Here is a 16,040-nt window from a genome sequence, read left to right as displayed (position 1 = left end):
GAGCGTCACGTTCCCGCCGTGCCCCGGCCGCGGTTCCCCTGCTCCTTCAGCAGCCGATGGGTCCGGCGGCGGCCGTGCCCGTCCCGTCTCCCGCGGCCCCCGCCCCCGCCCCCGGCCGCAGCCGCGCCGCCACCGCCGCGCCCGCCGCCGCGACGAGCGCCATCGCCGCGAACACGGCGGCGAAGGCCGCGGGGTGGCCCGCCTGGCCGCCGCCCGCGACCGCGTGACCACCCGCCGCGATCGAGCCGCCGCCGAAGGCCACGAACAGCACGCCGCTGACGCCGACGAAGGTGACGTTCCCCAGCGCGTCCGACATCTGCAGCGACGCGGAGTTGCTGCCCGCCTCCCGGGGCGGCGACAGCTTCAGCAGCAGGACCCCGCCGCTGGAGATGTTGAGACCCATACCGAAGCCGCCGAGCGTCCAGGCCGCAGCGACGATCCCCACCGGCACCCCCTCGATCAGGGCCAGCGGCACCAGGGCGACGGCCACCGCCAGGAAGCCCATGCCCACGCCCATCAGCCGCTCCCGGTAGGGCTCGCAGCGCGGCCTGCTCTGCGCGTACGAGCCGAGCGCCCAGGTCAGCCCGCCACCGGTGAGGGACAGTCCGGCGAGCGTCGCGGACATCCCGCGCTGGGTGACCAGCATCAGCGGAATGAAGCTCTCCGCGGCGACCAGCGACCCGGCCGCCAGACCGCGCATCAGGATGACGGAGGGCAGGCCGCGCGCCGCCCGGAACGTCCCCCGCGGCAGCAGCCGCACGATCCCCGGCACCAGCAGCCCGAGCCCGGCGGCCGCGGGCAGCAGCCCGTACCAGGACGGGTGCTGCCCGGCGTACTGCAGCAGGCACGCGCCGACGGCCACGGCCAGCGCGAGCAGGCAGCGCCGGTCGCCCAGCACCTGCCGGAGCCCGTCGTGCGGGCCGGGCACCGTACGCGGCAGCTTGCGCAGCGCGGGCAGCATCACCGCGAGCGGCAGCAGGATCAGTACGGGGATGCCGAGGAAGACCCAGCGCCAGCCGACGTGTTCGGTGACCGTCCCGGCGACCAGCGGGCCGACGATCACCGGCACCACCCACGCCGCCGAGAACGACGCCATGATCGACGGGCGCAGCCGCTCCGGATAGGCCCGGCCGACGACCACATACAGCGAGACGACGACCAGCCCGCCGCCGCCCCCCTTCACCCCGCGGCCGGCCACGAACATCCCCATGCTCTGCGCTCCGCCCGCGATCAGCAGCCCGGCACCGAACGCGGCGATCCCGCTGAACAGCGGCGCGAGCGGCCCGCGCCGGTCGCTCCACTCCCCCGCGAGCGCCATCGCGAACAGGCTCGCCGTGAAGAACGCGGAGAAGGCGAACGCGTAGAGGCCGATGCCGTCCAGGGCGCGGGCGGCGACCGGCATCGCGGTGTTCACGGCACTCGCCTCGAACGCGACCAGCGAGACGACGGAGATGATGCCGAGGGTGAGCGCGCGGTGGGTGCGGCCGAGCACGCCGCCGGTGTCCGCGGCTCGGGTCCCGGGGCCGGCGTCCGTGACGGCGGACGGGCCGGGTATCCCGGGGTGGTCGGGGTCGGGGGTGCTTCCGGGGGCGAGGGCGGTCCCGGAGTCGGTCCCGGTGCCGCGCGAGGGGTCAGCGCTCATCCGGCCACGGTAAGGGCCAAGCACCCGCTGCACCCCTGTCGGGGGACGGGGATCGGGTCGGCCGTCGGTCCTAGGGCTTCCTCCGGATCCGGCGGAAGGCCTGAACGAGGGGCGGCGCTCCCCCGCTTTTCCCGCCTCCCGCATCGGGCAAGCTGTGCGTATGCCGCACTTCCGTACGTACGACGACACCGCACTCCACTACCGCGTGCTCGGCCCGGCCGACTCCCCGCTGCCGCCCCTGGTGTGCCTGGCCGGCGGGCCCGGACGGGACGCCGCGTACCTCGAGGACCTCGGCGGCCTGGCGGCGCACCGACAGCTGGTCATCCCGGACAGCCGCGGCACCGGCGACTCCCCCGCCGCCGACGACCCGTCCCGCTACGCCTTCCCGCACCTCGCCGAGGACGTCGAGTCGCTCCGCGCCCACCTGGGCCTGGAGCGGTTCGCGCTGCTCGCCCACGACGCCGGCGCGGCGGTCGCGCAGGCCTACGCGGCGGCGTATCCCGAGCGGCTGACCCGGCTCGTGCTGGTCTGCCCCGGCTCCCGGCTGCAGGGTGAACTCCCCGATGACGCACGGGAGATCTTCCAGGCGCGCCGCGACGAGGACTGGTGGCCGCAGGCCGCGGCGGCGGTGCGGCACCTGGCCGAGACCACGGACCTGGAGGAGGTGCGGGAGCTGCTGTTCACCGCGGCGCCGCTGGGATACGGGCGGTGGGAGGAGCCTCAGCGGGCCCACGCGGCAGCGGAGGGCGGGCAGTTGGGGCCGGTGCCACGGGCCGGGTTCTGGCAGGGCGTGGACGAGCACACGACCCGTACGGTGCTGGACAGGCTGGCGCAGGTGGAGTGCCCGGTGCTGGTGGTGACCGGGGACCGGGACGGGCTGGCCGGGATGCGGGCGGGCGAGCTGGTGGCCGAGTCGTTCCCGGACGCGCGGCTCCGGCCGCTGCACGCGGTCGGCCACTACCCGTGGGTGGACGAACCGGAACTGTTCGCTTCGACGGTGGAGGAGTTCCTCCGGGCGGGATGAGGAGGCGCCCGGGGCATGGAGGGTGAGGGCGGCGACGAGGGGCCGGGGGGTGAGGGTTGAGGCCCCGCCCGAGACGCGCCCGCCACCATTCTTTCGGCCATGTGGACGCATATGAACGCTTCATGCCAGGCCGCCGGAATCCATGGACTCCTCATCTCCCCCGCCCTAGCCTCGTCCGCCGTTGCCCCCGGACGAAGGAACTCCCATGCGCATAAGGCTCGTTGGACCTCGGGGCGGCAGTCCGCGCCCCCGGGGCAGACGGTTCGGGGCCCGCGCGGCCGCCGCCCTCACCGCGCTGCTGCTCGCGCTGCCGGCCGGCGCCGCGCTCGCCCCCGCCGCGTACGCCGCGCCGATCCCGCCCGCCCCGGGACACCGCCTGGTCCCGCAGTACGAGGGGGCGCCGGCCACCGCGGCACCGCTCCCCGCCGACCAGGCGCCGCCACAGCATCCGTTTCTGGCCCCCAACGGGCGGGCCGGTATGCACGGGGACGGAGCGAGCAGCGACACCCACCCCTTCCCGGGCCCGCTCGGCGCACAGCCGGCCGTGAGCAGCGCGAAGATGGCGGCGCTGGGTGGTGAGTGCGCGACCGTCACCTTCGACAAAGATGGCCGGATCCTGACTGTCTGCGGCACCTTCCAGGGCTTCCGGCTCAAGCTCCTCGACCCGAAGAGCCTGGCCACGCTCGCCGAGTACAAGCTGCCGCAGCGCCCCTCCACCATCGAGGCCCTCACCCGCCTCGACTTCTCCAAGATCTTCAAGGACACCTCGGGCGGCGCCTACTTCTACCTGGACAACAAGGACCGCGTCGTCCTCGCCGACTCCCGCCAGCACGTACTGCGCCTGTCCCACTCCCGGGCCGCCGACGGCAGCTGGCACTTCGCCCTCGACGACGACTGGGACCTGACCCCGTACGTCCCGCACGACTGCGTCGGCTGGACCCACCTCTACCCGCGCGGTACCTGCGATCCGGTGACCGCGGTCCAGCCCGACTGGGATGGCCGGATCTGGTGGGTCACCCGTAAGGGCCGGATCGGCACGATCGCGCCCGACAGCGGCACGGTGCGCACCACCCAACTGCCGGGCGAGGAGATCCAGAACAGCTTCTCGGTGGCCCCGGACGGCGTCTCGGTCGTCTCCGACCATGCCCTCTACAGCCTGCGCACGGACGCCGACGGCACCCCTCGCGTCCAGTGGCGGCAGACCTACGACCGCGGAACGGGCAGCAAGCCGGGCTCCGTCAGCCAGGGCTCCGGCACCACGCCCACCCTGCTCGGCGACTCCGCCCACCCGTACGTCGCGATCACCGACAACGCCGACGACCGCATGAACGTCCTGGTCTACCGCCGCGCCACGGCCGCTGACCCGGCGAACGCGACGGCCTCCGGCTCGGGGTCCGGTACGGGGTCACGCTCGGGACCGGGCTCGGGGCCCGTCCCCGGTGACGGCCGTGACGAGGGCTCCGACGGCGGCGGCGACAGAAGCGGCGGCGGCGTCGGCGGCGGCGGCGACCGGCTCGTCTGCAAGGTCCCCGTCTTCCGGTCCGGCGCCTCCACCACCGACAACTCCCTCATCGGCTACGGCAACAGCCTCGTCGTCGAGAACAATTACGGCTACGAGAACGTCACCTCGCTGCTCGCCGGGAAGTCCGTGACCGGCGGGATCACCCGGATCGACATCCGGCCCGACGGCAGCGGCTGCGACACCGTCTGGGAGAGCCAGGAACGCTCCCCGTCCACCGTCGCCAAGCTCTCCACCGCCAACGGCCTGCTGTACTTCTACACAAAGGAGCCGAACCGGCTGGGCATCGACGCCTGGTACCTCACCGCGGTCGACTTCCGCAGCGGCCACACCCGCTGGAAGCGGCTCACCGGCACCGGCCCCTTCTACGACAACAACTGGGCCCCGGTCACCCTCGGCCCGGACGGCACCGCCTACGTCGGCGTCTTCAACGGCCTGGTCGCCGTACGCGACACCCCCGCCACCCCACCGGCCGCCACCACCCCACCGTCCTGACCCCCCACGACCGTCGCGACACGGAACCACGGGGTCCGTGAGCCCCCTCCCTGAACCCCGTTCATGAACCCCGTATTGCAGCCTCATGGCAGCACGGCCCGCACCCTTGCCCCACCCCCCGCGCCACGGCCTACAGTCAGGACATCACCTCATCCCGGCCGTGTGCCCGAGTGGTTTAGGGACTCGCCTGCAAAGCGAGTTACGTGGGTTCGATTCCCGCCACGGCCTCCACAGGCTCTGACCAGGAGCTGATTACGGGCCGGTCTCTCCTCGGAGAGACCGGCCCGTAGCCTTTCGTCTCAGTTCCCGTCTCAGTTGGCCGGTACGAGCGCTCCGGCGGCGCCGTCATCGTCGTCGTCCGGCCGGCTCTTCTCGGGCTTCCAGATCAGCCCGTCCACCTGCTTCGCGACATCGGTCCGCACCGCGTCGACCATGTGCTGGTACCGCGCGGCCATGGCCGTGGTCGACCATCCCATGAGCCCCATCACCGCGCGCTCCGGCACTCCGAGGATCAGCAGCACCGTCGCCGCGGTGTGGCGGGCGTCATGAAGACGGCCGTCGCGCACCTTCGCTTCCTTGAGCAGGTCCTTCCACTCCTGCCAGTCCTTTCGGTGGGAAGCGATGGCCCCGCCCTCATTGGGGAAGACCCACCCCCCGTCAGTCCAGTTCTTCCCTGCCGCCGCTCGCTCCTTCTCCTGCTGCACTCGGTGGGACCTGAGCAGATCCACAAGCTGCTGCGGAAGACCGACCGCGCGTCGACCCGCCCGCGACTTGGTATCTGCGGTCTCCGGGTTCGTCCGTCGCCGCTCGGGGCAGTACCCGGCCTTCCGACCGCAAGGATCGCCGCAGCCGTGCGCGTACTGCGGGCGGTGCCGACTCCGGCGAACGATGAGGAAACCGCCGTCGAGGTCGACGTCCTCCCACTTCAGCCCCAGCACCTCCCCCTGACGCAGGCCGAGAGCGAGAGCCACCGCCCAGCGCGCCGAGTTCCGGCGCTTGCCGGCGGCCTTCAACAGCCGCTGCACCTCATCCACGGTGTACGGCTCCACTTCGGTCTCTCGGACACGCGGAGCCTTGGCGAGCGAGACCGGGTTCTGCCCCAGGTGGCCGCGCCGCACCGCCTCGTTCAGCGCGGTGCGGAAGGTGCGGTGCACCTGGTGAGCCGTGGCGGGCTTGCTGCCGGCCGCCACCATGCGGCCATAGAAGTGCTCGATGTGCTCCGGCTTGAGGTGGTCGAGCTTGTGCGCGCCGAGCCCGGGGACAAGGTGCTTCCTGACGGCGACGCCGTAGCCAACCATGGTGTTCTGGTTGACGCCCAGAGGAGCGATGTTCTCCACCCAGTGCGTCAGCCACGCGGCGACGGTCCAGGCCCGACCGGGCTGGCGCAGTGTCTTGGCCTCGCGCTGTTGCTCCAGCCTCTTCACCGCCTTGGTCACCTCGGACCGCGTCTTGCGTTCCACGTGCCGCCGGTCCGGCTTTCCGTCAGGGCGAACGCCGACGGTGACGCGGCCGTGCCACTTCCCGTCCTTGCCCTGGTAGATGGATGACCGACCGTTGGGCTGGCGGGTTCGCTTCTTCTCTTCTTCCATATGAAGGACAGCTCCTCATGCTGCGGCGCGGCGGCCGGCCTGCCGTTGGCGCGCTACGTACTCGGCGGGGGCGTCGAGCGGAACTCGACGCAGTCGACCGACGGGGATGGATTCCAGCTCTCCGGACTTGATGAGCGCGTAGCAGGTCGTACGACCGACCTTCAGCCTCCGCGCAGCTTCTTCGACCGTCAGGAGCACGGCCGTTGAGTCGTCTGCGTCAGCTCCCTGGGCAATGCCTTCGTCGCTCACGACGAACCTCCAACTGCTTCGGTCACGGCAGATAGATGGCGCAGAGGGGGCGCCCCGCGGAGCTCCCCCTCTGCCAGGTCCGCTACATCCGCTACATCCGCTACACCGCAGGTCAGGGGCCTGTTTTGTGTAGCGGATTGCTCAGATGTAGCGGATAGATGCGCTATGCGCTGCGTGCGACGAACAGGGCGGGTGTAGCGGAGCTATCCGCTACATCGCGCGTATCCGCTACATCCGCACCCCGTTTGACCTGGGGTGTAGCGGATGTAGCGGAAGTAGCGGATTCCTGGGAGGGGGGAGGGCAGTAGCGCAGCCACGCGTCTGCGAGATCCTCGGCGTAGTACCCCTTGGGGACGCCTCCGGAAGTGCGGATGGAGCGGGGCTTGATGGGCTTGTTGTCGGCGGTGACGTACTCGCCGAGCAGCTTCGCCAGTCGGCGGGGAGACAGGGGCCGACCTTCGGTGTCTCCCCAGGGGGCGTCTTCCAGAGCGAGGAGGGTTTCGATGATGGTGGAGGTCGGGAGCCGGTCGGTGCCCTGGAAGACCTTGTCGCGCAGGTCGGTCAGGAGCTGGACGCCGATGGAGGCGGGGTCGTCGTCCTTGGCGGCGGTGACCAGTTCGACGCACGCGGCGCGGGCACGCTCGGGCCAGGTCCCGCCGGCGGCTTCGGCGACGGCGAGCAGGGGCTCCCACACGTCGGCCGGCCGGTCGGAGATGCCTTCGGGCAGCTGAGGCCAGGCGCCGGTCACCTGCTCGCGGACCTGGTCGGCCCAGGCGGCGAGCCGGTCACGCAGGGCGTGGCCCTCCTTCTCGTTGATGCGCTGACGGAACGGTTCGATGGTCTCGTTGGGGGCGCGCTTGCGCATGCGGATGATGACGGCTCGGGTCAGGATCGTGTCCGGCAGCGAGCCGAGTCCGGCCACGGCGACTGCGCAGAACGAGGGGAATCGCTGGGCGGTCTGCTTGGAGCCGTCTCCGACGCACCGCAGGGAGCTGGCGCCGCGCCGGTAGCCGGAGTTGAGGAAGCCGCGTACGTCCTCGTCGCCCCCGGCCTTCGGGCCGAAGATGGTGTCGATCTCGTCGAAGAGGATGGTGGGCTTGCCCTCTTCGGCGGTCACGACGCGGAAGAGGGCGTTGGCGGAGGGGTTGACCGTCGCCAGCGGCCGGGGGACCAGGGTTTCCACGATCTCCAGCGCACGGCTTTTGCCACTGCCGGGCTCGGGTGAGAGGAACGCCAGGCGGCCGGTGTTGTCGAAGGCGTCGAGGAGGTGGGCGTGGGCGTCCCACAGGGCCACGGCGGCGTAGGCGGATTCGCGGGGGAAGCGGTTGAACCGGCGGTGGAAGGCTTCGACTTCGTCCAGCAGGGCGGCGCCGTCGATCGTCTCGGTCGTCGTCGGGGTCATGCGATGTTCCTCTTCTCGGCGATGCCGGTGTGCCGGGGGCAGGCCGTCTGGTGGTCGGTGTAGTCGGCGACGAGCTGCAGCACGCCCGACCGGCCCTTGGCGCTGCGGCGGTAGCCACACCGGCACGCGGCCGTGGCGCTGGTGGCGGCCGAGAAGCTCGGCGGAGCGATGATGTGCAAGCCGAAGAACACCCGTTCCGGCTCGTGCGCGGTGTCCGGGTGCGGGTCAGGGCGAACTGCTGAAAGGACGCCCTGACGGGCGACGACCCTCGGCGCACCACTGCCGGACGGGGTACGGGCGGGTTCGGCGGAGTTGATGCGGTCGGGGGTCACGAAGCCCTCCTGACGCTGCTGTTGAGGCCGTTGGTGACGGCTCGGTGGGCGTAGGCCTCGGGGACGCCGACGGAGACGGCTGCGGCGATGATGTGCTCGCTGAGGGCGTTGAGGCCGCACGGTCCGGGGCAGTCGGCGTGCTGGGCGGCCAGGAAGCTGGCGACGCCGTAGGCCTGTGATCCGGCGCCGGTCTTGGTGCGGGCATGGATCTTTTCGAGTCCGCGCATGAGACCGGAGAGGACGTACCGCTCGGTGTGGCGGCACCCGGTGGAGCGGTTGCGGTCCACGGTGAGGCGCAGGGAGGGAGAAGAGACCACCGCCTCGCGCGGGGTGGTCTCTTCTGTCTCGACGAGAGCGCGGACAGCCCCCGGCAGCTCCTCCATGTGCCCGGTTCCCGGGCCGAGCCAACGGGCGTAGGACATGCGCGATTTGATGTCCACGCCGGGCCGCACGGCGTTCGCGGAGCGCATCGCGTGGAAGTAGATCCAGTGCTCCCCTCGCGTCGTGCGCACGGTCCGTGTGGGCGGCAGGGACTGGTGTGCCCATGCGACGGCGTCGGCGTCGTCCAGGTCGACGACGGTGAGTCCTGCGCCGCCGGGGTGGTAGGCGACGGCTGAGGCATCACGCCACACTCCCGCCCACTCTGGAGACGTGAGAACTGCGTGGTCGGTGGTGGCGGCGGCCCAGCCGTGGCACGGCCGCGGGCACTGGCAGGGCCCGGCGGCCTTCATGTGCGGGCGGTCGCCACAAGCGCTCTTCTCGCAGGCCGGGCAGTTGGCGAAGGGCCGCTTCCCCCGGCTCAGGGGCAGGACCGGTACGCCGGCGGCGGCCAGGGGCCGGGCGATTCGCAGGTGGTCGGTCATGCTGCGGCCTCCACTTCGAGGTGGGCGGGGGCGCCGGCGGTGAGCAGGAGGCCGTAGGCGTGGTGGGCTTGTTGGGGGACGACGCCGTTGCCGAGGATCTTGAGTTGTTCCTTGCGGGGGATGTCGGGAACGTCGGTGACCCAGCCGGCGGGCAGGCCCATGAGCCATTCGGCGAAGGCCGGTGACAGGCGGCGGTTGCCGCGGGTGCCGGGTTCGGTGGGGCAGGGCGCCGGGCGGCCGGTGATGTGTTCCCAGCGGCGGATGGCGGGTCCGTAGTCGGTACCGTCGGAGGCGATCCAGCGTGCGTCGAGGCGGACGGCCTGGCCGGGCAGGTAGTACCGGCCGCTGGTGTCCCGCTGGTTGGGCCCGCCGTGCGGCCCGTCGGAGGCCTTCGGCGTGGGCAGCAGGTTCACCACCACCTCGTTCAGGGGCCGGCTGTTGCGGCCCAGGAGGTTGGAGGCGCCGGACTTCCAGTCCCGGGCCGCGGGGGTGGGCAGCAGCCTCACGTCTCCGACGGTGGGGCCGGCAGGCGCGTGACCGCGGTGCGTAGGTTCAGGCCGCCCTTGCGCTTCGGGGAGGTGCCGGGGCCGCCAGTGCCGTCCGAGGTGGTGGGGGTCGGCATCAGCGGGATGCGCGATGGCGAACCAGCGGTCGCGCGGGTGCGGGGCGCCGACTTCTTCGTCACCAGCTCGTAGACATGTCCACCGCGCGTCATACCCGAGCGCGGCCAGGTCCGCGGCGACGACGTCCAGCCCCCTTGAGCGGAGCGCCGCCACGTTTTCCAGGAAGACGAGGCGCGGTCGAAGTTCGCCCACAGCCTGAGCGACGTTTTTCCAGACGCGTGACCACTGGCCATTGATTCCGTCCCTCTTTCCGGCGTTGGAGATGTTGCGGCAGGGAAACCCGGCCCCGACCGCGTCGGGCCTGTACAGCTCACGCACCCGGCGCCAGTCGACGCGGGTGATGTCCCCCAGGTTCGGCACACCGGGGTGGTGGGCGGCGAAGACCTTCGCGGCGTGGGGGTCGCTCTCGGCGTATGCGGCGACCTGGCCGCCGATGCCGGCGCGGATGGCTTCTTCCAGGCCGCCGTAGCCGGCGCACAGCGCCAGTAACCGCGGCGGTGAGTGGGGGACTCGCCGGATGTCGATGCGTTGAGTCATGCTGACTGTCTCCAGTTCTCTGTTGGGGGCTGGTGGCCGGGGCGACCGCGTGACTTTGGCGAGACGCGGCGGTCGCCCCGGGCTGATCAGAACGGCGGGTTCTCCCCGCCGTCGGGCGCCGGTGCGGTGTTCCAGACGTCACCGCCGCCGGTGGGCTTGCCCGCGTTGTTGCGGGGGGCGGATTTGGCGACGGTGGCGGTGGCGAAGGTCAGGCTGGGGCCGATGTCGTCGACTTCCATCACGAGCATCGAGCGGTTTTCGCCCTGGTCGTTTTGCCAGTCGAGCTGGCGCAGGCGGCCGGAGACGATCACCCGCATTCCCTTGGTCAGGGACTCTGCGACGTGTTCGGCCAGGTGCCTCCAGGCGGAGCAGCGCATGAACATCGACGTGCCGTCGCGGTACTGGCTGGACTCGCGGTCGTAGGTCCGCGGGGTGGAGGCGACGGTGAACTTCGCCATCGCGGCGCCGGAGGCGGTGAACTTCAGCTCCGGGTCGGAGGTGAGGTTGCCGGTGACGGTGATGGGGGTTTCTCCCATGGCCATGGGTCTTCTCCTTGTGGTTTGTTACTCGCAGATGCAGTCGGGGCGTTCGCTGGAGCCGTCGGCGCCGCACCCGCAGCAGTGCGGGTAGGACTCGGTGGCGTCCTCGGCGCCGCACTCGCAGCCCTCGGTGAAGTCGTCGAAGTCGTCGTACACAGGGCGCTCCTTAGCGGTGGTTGACGGATCCGGTAGCGCGGCCGAACACGCCGTTAGCGGTGATGTGCTGGGTGACGTGTGGGCGTTGGGCGGCGGTGATGCGGGCCCGGACGCGGCCGATGACCGCTGCGGCGACGGCGCCGCCGGTGGCGATGGCGGCGACCGCGGACCACAAAACGTGGCTGACGGCGACCAGCCCAGGGGCGGCGGCCGAGAGGCCGACCGCGGCAATCGCGATGCCTCCGCCGACGGTCGGGGCGAGCAGAGCGGTGGACTTGGCCCACGCCGGGATCGGCTGAGCAACCGGTGCTGCGGGAGCGATGGGCGCCGGCGGCGGGGCGGTCGGTTCGGTGCTGTAGGCGAGGGCGCGTTCGCCGCTCGGCAGGATGACTTCCTGGACGCCGGGCGGGATCTCCTCGGCGCGCATCAGGGGGTGGTCGGCCCCGGCAGCGGCGGGAGGTAGTGCGGTGGAGGGGTGGGCGTGGTTGGGCACGGTTCCTCCTCGTGCGGCTGGTGGGTCAGGCGATGAGGTGGGCGAGGGTGCTGGCTATTGCCTGGCAGGCGTCGTGGATGGGCTTGTAGGCGCCGGTTCCGGCGATGAAGAAGCCGAAGAGGAAGAGGACCAGCGCGCTGCCGACGCTGACGTGTCGTCCGCGCATCAGGACGACGGTGAGGATGCCGAAGAGGACGACGGCGGAGATGGACAGGGCCACGGTTCCTCCAGACGCGACGAGCGGCCTTCCCGTAGTCGGGAGGCCGCTCGCCGCTTGGTAACGGTGTGTAGTTCTAGTGGGTAGTGAGTACTGGGTAGTGGGTACTGGGGAACGCCCCGGCAGGAGCGCCCACCGAGCCCCTGGGGGCGGTTGGGACGGTGGTAGTGGGTAGTGGGTGTCGCCCCACTACCCACTACCCGGTAGCTGTGTGTGACGGGTCAGGCGTGGTCGGGGTGGACGTAGACGGAGCGGGGGCCGCGGTCGCGGTAGATGAGTTCGCCGCGTGCGGCGGCGCCTTGGAGGGCGGCGCGGACGGTCTTGCGGTCGCGGCCGACCATGTCGGCGATGGCGGCCGGCTTCATTCCCATCGAGCCTGCGGACTCGATGGCGTCGAGGGCCGCAGGAAGCCAGTCCGGACCCGCGTCCGTGCCGCCGTCCGGCAAGGGGCCGGAGTCGTCGGCTTGGTCGGGCTCCGGCTCGGTGGCGTGGTTGCCGGCGGCTTCTTCGGTGATGCGCTCGAACTCGGAGAGGGCGTCGGCGATGGCCCGCGCGATCTTCGTGTCCTCCGGGGCTTCTCCGGCGCCCTGTTCGTCGGCAGGCGGTTGCGGGGTTGTGGGCATGTCCGGATCGGGTGTTGCGGGCTGGGCCTTGGCCTTGTCGACGTAGTACTCGAAGGGCTTCATCGGGGTGAGCGGCCCCATCCCCGACGCCGCATCGGGGCCCGCTGCAGGCGGCGGGGCCTGATGCGGCAGGGTGCTGGCTGAGGCCATCGCAGGGGCAGGCGGCTCCGCGTCGGTGTCGCGGAGCCAGGCGGTGCGGGCGGGGTCGGTCCAGCGGTCTTCGTAGCCGAAGCTCGCCGCGTCGGCCTGGGCTGCGGCGTCGAGGTCGGGGCGGATGTCCCAGCGGGCGACGGAGAGTTGCTCGATGTCGTCGCGGGGGGTGCCGTCGGGCATCTCGTCGTCATCGTTGGCGAAGTAGACCTTGCCGCGCTCCGGCCCGACCCCGCCGGCCTGGCGCCGGGCCTCGTCGAGGATGTAGAGGGCGCCCGCGCAGGGCAGGAGGGACAGGTCCACCTGGCCGTAGTGGTCGGGGAAGACGAACTGCCCTTCCGCCTTACGGGAGAAGCGCATGCCGATGATCGTGTCGTACTGCGACTCGATCTCCCCGCCGCCGGTGTTGGGGCCGGTGCCGCGCTGGACGGCGTCGATGTAGTCGACCGCGGCCTTCCTGCCCTTCTTCACGCCGCGGGTCTTGGCCTGGACGGCCTGGGGTGACCAGGCCATCAGGTCGGCGTTCTCGTCGGACAGGACGATCAGGGCGGGCTCTTCGGCCTTGGGGCGGATCTTGCCGCCCTTCATACGCCCAGAGCGCCCGTTGCCGACGGCCAGAGCCGCGTTGAGCAGGCGGACGGCTTCTTCGTGGGTGGTGGCGACCCAGTCGAGGATGGGCCGGTCGATGACCTTGCCCTCGGCGTCCTTCCACTGCTCCGCCCAGGGGCGCAGCCAGCGTTTGGCGGCGTTGCCTTCGGCCAGGTCGATCATCCAGATCACCGCGTCGGTGGCGCGGGTGATGGCGGCGATGATGCCGTGCAGCAGCACCGACTTGCCCGAGCCCTTCTTCCCGGCGATGAGGATGCTGTTCTGGCGGAAGAGGATCTCGATGGGCTCGCCGGACTCCAGCAGGCCCAGGGTGAGGGGCTCGTTGATGGTCAGCGGGTGGTCGTCGGCCGGAAGGTCGAGGGTCTCGCCGAGCACGTCGCGGGTGGTGACGTGCAGCCACGCTTCGGAGGCGTTGGGGGTGGGCTCCAGGCGCAGGGAGCCGGTGCGCAGGTCGCCCTTGCGGACCTCCAGCATCGGCAGCAGCTGGTGGAGCTGCTTGACGGGGGTCTTGTGGAGGTTGATCAGGAGCTTGTAGCCGCCGCGGGTGGGGACGCTCTTGCCCACCGTCACACCGCGGGCGCCGACCTCTTCGAAGACCTGCTCCCACTCGGCCGTGTCCGCGCTCTTGGCTCCGGATTCGTGGGCCCACTGGTCGGCGATCTGCTCGGCGCGAAGGCCGCGGTCGATGGCGTAGAAGGGGGTCAGGGCCGCGGCTCCGGCGGCGACGACGGTGGCGGAGGCCATCGTCCACGGGGTGTCGTGGGCTGCCCAGTTGATCCAGGCGTAGGCCGCTGAAGTCCAGGTCGCGGTGAAGCCGGTGTGGAACCAGCGCTTGGGGCTCGTGGGGCCGGTGCGCAGCCATCGCGAGACGCCGGCGGCGGCGATGCCGGTCAGGGAGCCGACGCCGATCCAGCCCAGCGGGAGCGCGGCCCCGGCGTCCTGGGCCACCCCCAGGCCCAGTCCGCCGGCGTAGACGGTGGCCGCGGTGAACAGCGGCGTGGAGACGACACCGTGGCGCCACGGGATCGGCTCATGGCTGCGGGGACGGCTCAACATGGTTTCTCCGATCGTCGATGGTGAACCGGACGCACCGGGAGGGCCACGGCGTGGCCGTGGCCCTCCCGGGTCCGGATCTACTGGTTCGCGGACTGGTCCCACTTGGCGCCCTGCGGCGTGGGGTTTTCGATGTTGTCGAGCTGCTCGGCGTGGATGATCCGGTACAGCGTCGGGATCGACTCCAGGCGGCCGCCGAGCGCGTAGGCGTAGACGGCGGTGTCGTCGTAGGCCTCCGGGATGGCCTCGTTGACCTTGAAGTTCTCCCGCGAGGAGATCGCCGCCATGCGGATCACGTCGCCGATAGCGCGCTGGACCTCGGTCAGGGCCCGGATGGTGGCTTCGTAGCCGACCATGTTGTCGGCCGGGTTGAGGACCATCATGGCGCCGGCATTGCGGACTGTCTCGGCTGCGTAGCGCAGAGGCAGAGTGTGTTCGAGGCCGTAGGACACGGCAACTCCCTTCGAGGAGGCGGATGTTGCCCCGGCCGATCCGGGGCTGGTGACGGGACGGTGCGCGGCGGCGGGGCGGCGGGTGTGGGGCGGGCGCTTGGGCTGGGTGGGCTGGGCGCTGGTGTGCTGGTACATCCAGCGGTTGAGCCAGCCCCACGTGCCCATCCAGGCCATGACCCGGGCCGCAGGCGTCGTGATCAGGTGCAGCACCTTCGCCAGCGGACGCACCCAGTTCGGGCCGAGCGTGGAGTAGCGGATGTTGCCCAGCGCCATATGCGCCCGCATCAGCGCGCGGCCGCCGTAGCGCCAGCCGCGGGCCAGCAGCGGACTGCCGTAGCGCGAGACGGTCCGGCCGGCCGCACGGAGCGCTCCGGCAGCGCCTCGGATCCTGTGGCGGACGGTGGCACTGGTGTGCTTGCGCAGGAATCGCCCCGCCCGGTACTGGCCACGTCGCTTCCACGTCGTGGCAGCACGAGAGCGCCGGGCCGGAGCCTGCTGCTTGTTGAGGGTGGTGGGGTTCTTCTTCCTGCCCGGCTTGCCCCTCCCGTTGCCGTTCTTCGGCTTCTTGGGCGGGGCCTTCAGATGCTCAGGCCCGGGGGACCTCTCGGCGTTGTTGCCACGGTTGCGGCGGGCCGCCTTGTCGAGCAGCGACGGCTTCCTTCCCCCGCCGCCCCGGGGTCCGGCGCCGGGTTGCGAGGCCGCTTTGTGATGTCCCTTGCCCAGCCCTGTGGTGGTCCGTCCGTTGGCTGAGGTGGGGGCGGTCTTGCGCTTGTGCGCCCGGTCCAAGAGCCCGGCCTGGCCCGACCGAGACGGGGAAGGTCCGCCCGACGGAGCCCCACCAGCCCGGCCCCGTTGGCTGCGGGAGCTCGGGGCCGGGGAGCCCGCCTTCGTGTGGCGGCCCGTGCCGCCCATTGCGGCCGCTCCGCGGCCCAAGTGCGCGGCCTGCCCGGGGTGATTGCGGGCGGACGACGCCAGCGGCAGCGACTTGCCGCTCATCATGCCCACCGGCTTGCGCGAGGCAGATCCCGGAAGCCCGGCCCCGGCTGCCGAGCGCGACCCGGCACCGGCGCGAGACCGGCCGGCAGAGCCGGAGCCGCCACGGCCCGGCGCCCCGCTGCGCAGGCCACCCGAGCTACCGCGGCCGTGACGGGATCCGTGGCGCGGCATGCCGCCGCTGTGGAATCCGGCTGCGGAGCGCGAGCGGCCGCGGCCGCCGAGCGAGCCCCCGAACTGGCCGGCCGCGCCTCGGCCCGACCGGCGAGAGCGTCGGGTTATCCCGACGAAGGCGGCCATCGCGCAGGTCACCAGGGCCGCCATGGTGGCGAAGACGCCGAACTGGTGGGTCAGCCAGCACAAGCCGATCAGACCGGTCAGGGCCCCGCCCGGCACCAGCACGCCGGCCAGGGTCGCCCCCGACTCCGCGCCGGGCGTGGCAGTGCTGGAATCCATCGAAGAGGCGGACGTCGGGGGCGG

Annotated in this window: 15 protein-coding genes and 1 tRNA gene; 3 read left to right on the top strand and 13 right to left on the bottom strand. The window is 71.8% G+C overall.

Annotation, left to right across the window (positions count from 1 at the left end; genetic code table 11):
* Positions 1 to 46: 46 nt before the first annotated feature.
* Positions 47 to 1,642: an MFS transporter gene (locus ACIRQ7_RS27705; protein ID WP_404265389.1), complete on the bottom strand. Its 1,596-nt coding sequence runs from the start codon at positions 1,640 to 1,642 to the stop codon at positions 47 to 49.
* Positions 1,643 to 1,802: 160 nt separating this feature from the next.
* Here ACIRQ7_RS27705 and ACIRQ7_RS27700 point away from each other — a divergent pair, with 160 nt between their 5' ends.
* From ACIRQ7_RS27700 to ACIRQ7_RS27690, 3 genes are all read left to right on the top strand, one after another.
* Positions 1,803 to 2,666, top strand: coding sequence for an alpha/beta fold hydrolase (locus ACIRQ7_RS27700; RefSeq protein WP_404265388.1), 864 nt, complete (start codon positions 1,803 to 1,805; stop codon positions 2,664 to 2,666).
* A 205-nt stretch (positions 2,667 to 2,871) separates the two neighbouring features.
* Entirely contained in the window at positions 2,872 to 4,680 is a 1,809-nt protein-coding gene (locus tag ACIRQ7_RS27695) for a hypothetical protein (protein WP_404265387.1), read from the top strand.
* 156 nt (positions 4,681 to 4,836) lie between these two features.
* Positions 4,837 to 4,911, top strand: a tRNA-Cys gene (locus tag ACIRQ7_RS27690).
* Positions 4,912 to 4,991: 80 nt separating this feature from the next.
* On the opposite strand, the gene ACIRQ7_RS27685 is transcribed toward ACIRQ7_RS27690, so the two are convergent.
* The 12 genes from ACIRQ7_RS27685 to ACIRQ7_RS27630 all read right to left on the bottom strand — a co-directional run bounded on the left by ACIRQ7_RS27685 (position 4,992) and on the right by ACIRQ7_RS27630 (position 15,353).
* Entirely contained in the window at positions 4,992 to 6,269 is a 1,278-nt protein-coding gene (locus tag ACIRQ7_RS27685) for a tyrosine-type recombinase/integrase (protein ID WP_404265386.1), read from the bottom strand.
* Positions 6,270 to 6,284: 15 nt separating this feature from the next.
* Positions 6,285 to 6,503, bottom strand: coding sequence for an excisionase family DNA-binding protein (locus ACIRQ7_RS27680; protein ID WP_404265622.1), 219 nt, complete (start codon positions 6,501 to 6,503; stop codon positions 6,285 to 6,287).
* 178 nt (positions 6,504 to 6,681) lie between these two features.
* On the bottom strand, positions 6,682 to 7,920 hold the full coding sequence (locus tag ACIRQ7_RS27675; protein WP_404265385.1) for a DUF3631 domain-containing protein: 1,239 nt from the start codon (positions 7,918 to 7,920) through the stop codon (positions 6,682 to 6,684).
* Positions 7,917 to 8,252: a hypothetical protein gene (locus ACIRQ7_RS27670; protein ID WP_404265384.1), complete on the bottom strand. Its 336-nt coding sequence runs from the start codon at positions 8,250 to 8,252 to the stop codon at positions 7,917 to 7,919. Before ACIRQ7_RS27670 ends, ACIRQ7_RS27675 begins: the two co-directional genes overlap by 4 nt.
* Positions 8,249 to 9,115: a bifunctional DNA primase/polymerase gene (locus tag ACIRQ7_RS27665; protein ID WP_404265383.1), complete on the bottom strand. Its 867-nt coding sequence runs from the start codon at positions 9,113 to 9,115 to the stop codon at positions 8,249 to 8,251. Before ACIRQ7_RS27665 ends, ACIRQ7_RS27670 begins: the two co-directional genes overlap by 4 nt.
* A complete protein-coding gene (locus ACIRQ7_RS27660) occupies positions 9,112 to 10,275 on the bottom strand; it encodes a DNA cytosine methyltransferase (protein WP_404265382.1) in 1,164 nt (387 codons plus the stop codon). Before ACIRQ7_RS27660 ends, ACIRQ7_RS27665 begins: the two co-directional genes overlap by 4 nt.
* An 86-nt stretch (positions 10,276 to 10,361) precedes the next feature.
* Positions 10,362 to 10,817: a single-stranded DNA-binding protein gene (ssb, locus tag ACIRQ7_RS27655; RefSeq protein ID WP_404265381.1), complete on the bottom strand. Its 456-nt coding sequence runs from the start codon at positions 10,815 to 10,817 to the stop codon at positions 10,362 to 10,364.
* A gap of 21 nt (positions 10,818 to 10,838) precedes the next feature.
* Entirely contained in the window at positions 10,839 to 10,970 is a 132-nt protein-coding gene (locus tag ACIRQ7_RS27650) for a hypothetical protein (RefSeq protein WP_404265380.1), read from the bottom strand.
* A gap of 10 nt (positions 10,971 to 10,980) precedes the next feature.
* A complete protein-coding gene (locus tag ACIRQ7_RS27645; protein WP_404265379.1) occupies positions 10,981 to 11,463 on the bottom strand; it encodes a hypothetical protein in 483 nt (160 codons plus the stop codon).
* A 25-nt stretch (positions 11,464 to 11,488) separates the two neighbouring features.
* On the bottom strand, positions 11,489 to 11,683 hold the full coding sequence (locus tag ACIRQ7_RS27640; RefSeq protein WP_404265378.1) for a hypothetical protein: 195 nt from the start codon (positions 11,681 to 11,683) through the stop codon (positions 11,489 to 11,491).
* 218 nt (positions 11,684 to 11,901) lie between these two features.
* Entirely contained in the window at positions 11,902 to 14,118 is a 2,217-nt protein-coding gene (locus tag ACIRQ7_RS27635) for a hypothetical protein (RefSeq protein ID WP_404265377.1), read from the bottom strand.
* Between the two features lie 77 nt (positions 14,119 to 14,195).
* A complete protein-coding gene (locus ACIRQ7_RS27630; protein ID WP_404265376.1) occupies positions 14,196 to 15,353 on the bottom strand; it encodes a hypothetical protein in 1,158 nt (385 codons plus the stop codon).
* Positions 15,354 to 16,040 lie beyond the last annotated feature (687 nt).

The organism is Streptomyces sp. NPDC101393, assembly GCF_044767385.1.
GTDB lineage: Bacteria > Actinomycetota > Actinomycetes > Streptomycetales > Streptomycetaceae > Streptomyces.
This window is presented reverse-complemented; position numbering and strand designations above follow the sequence as displayed.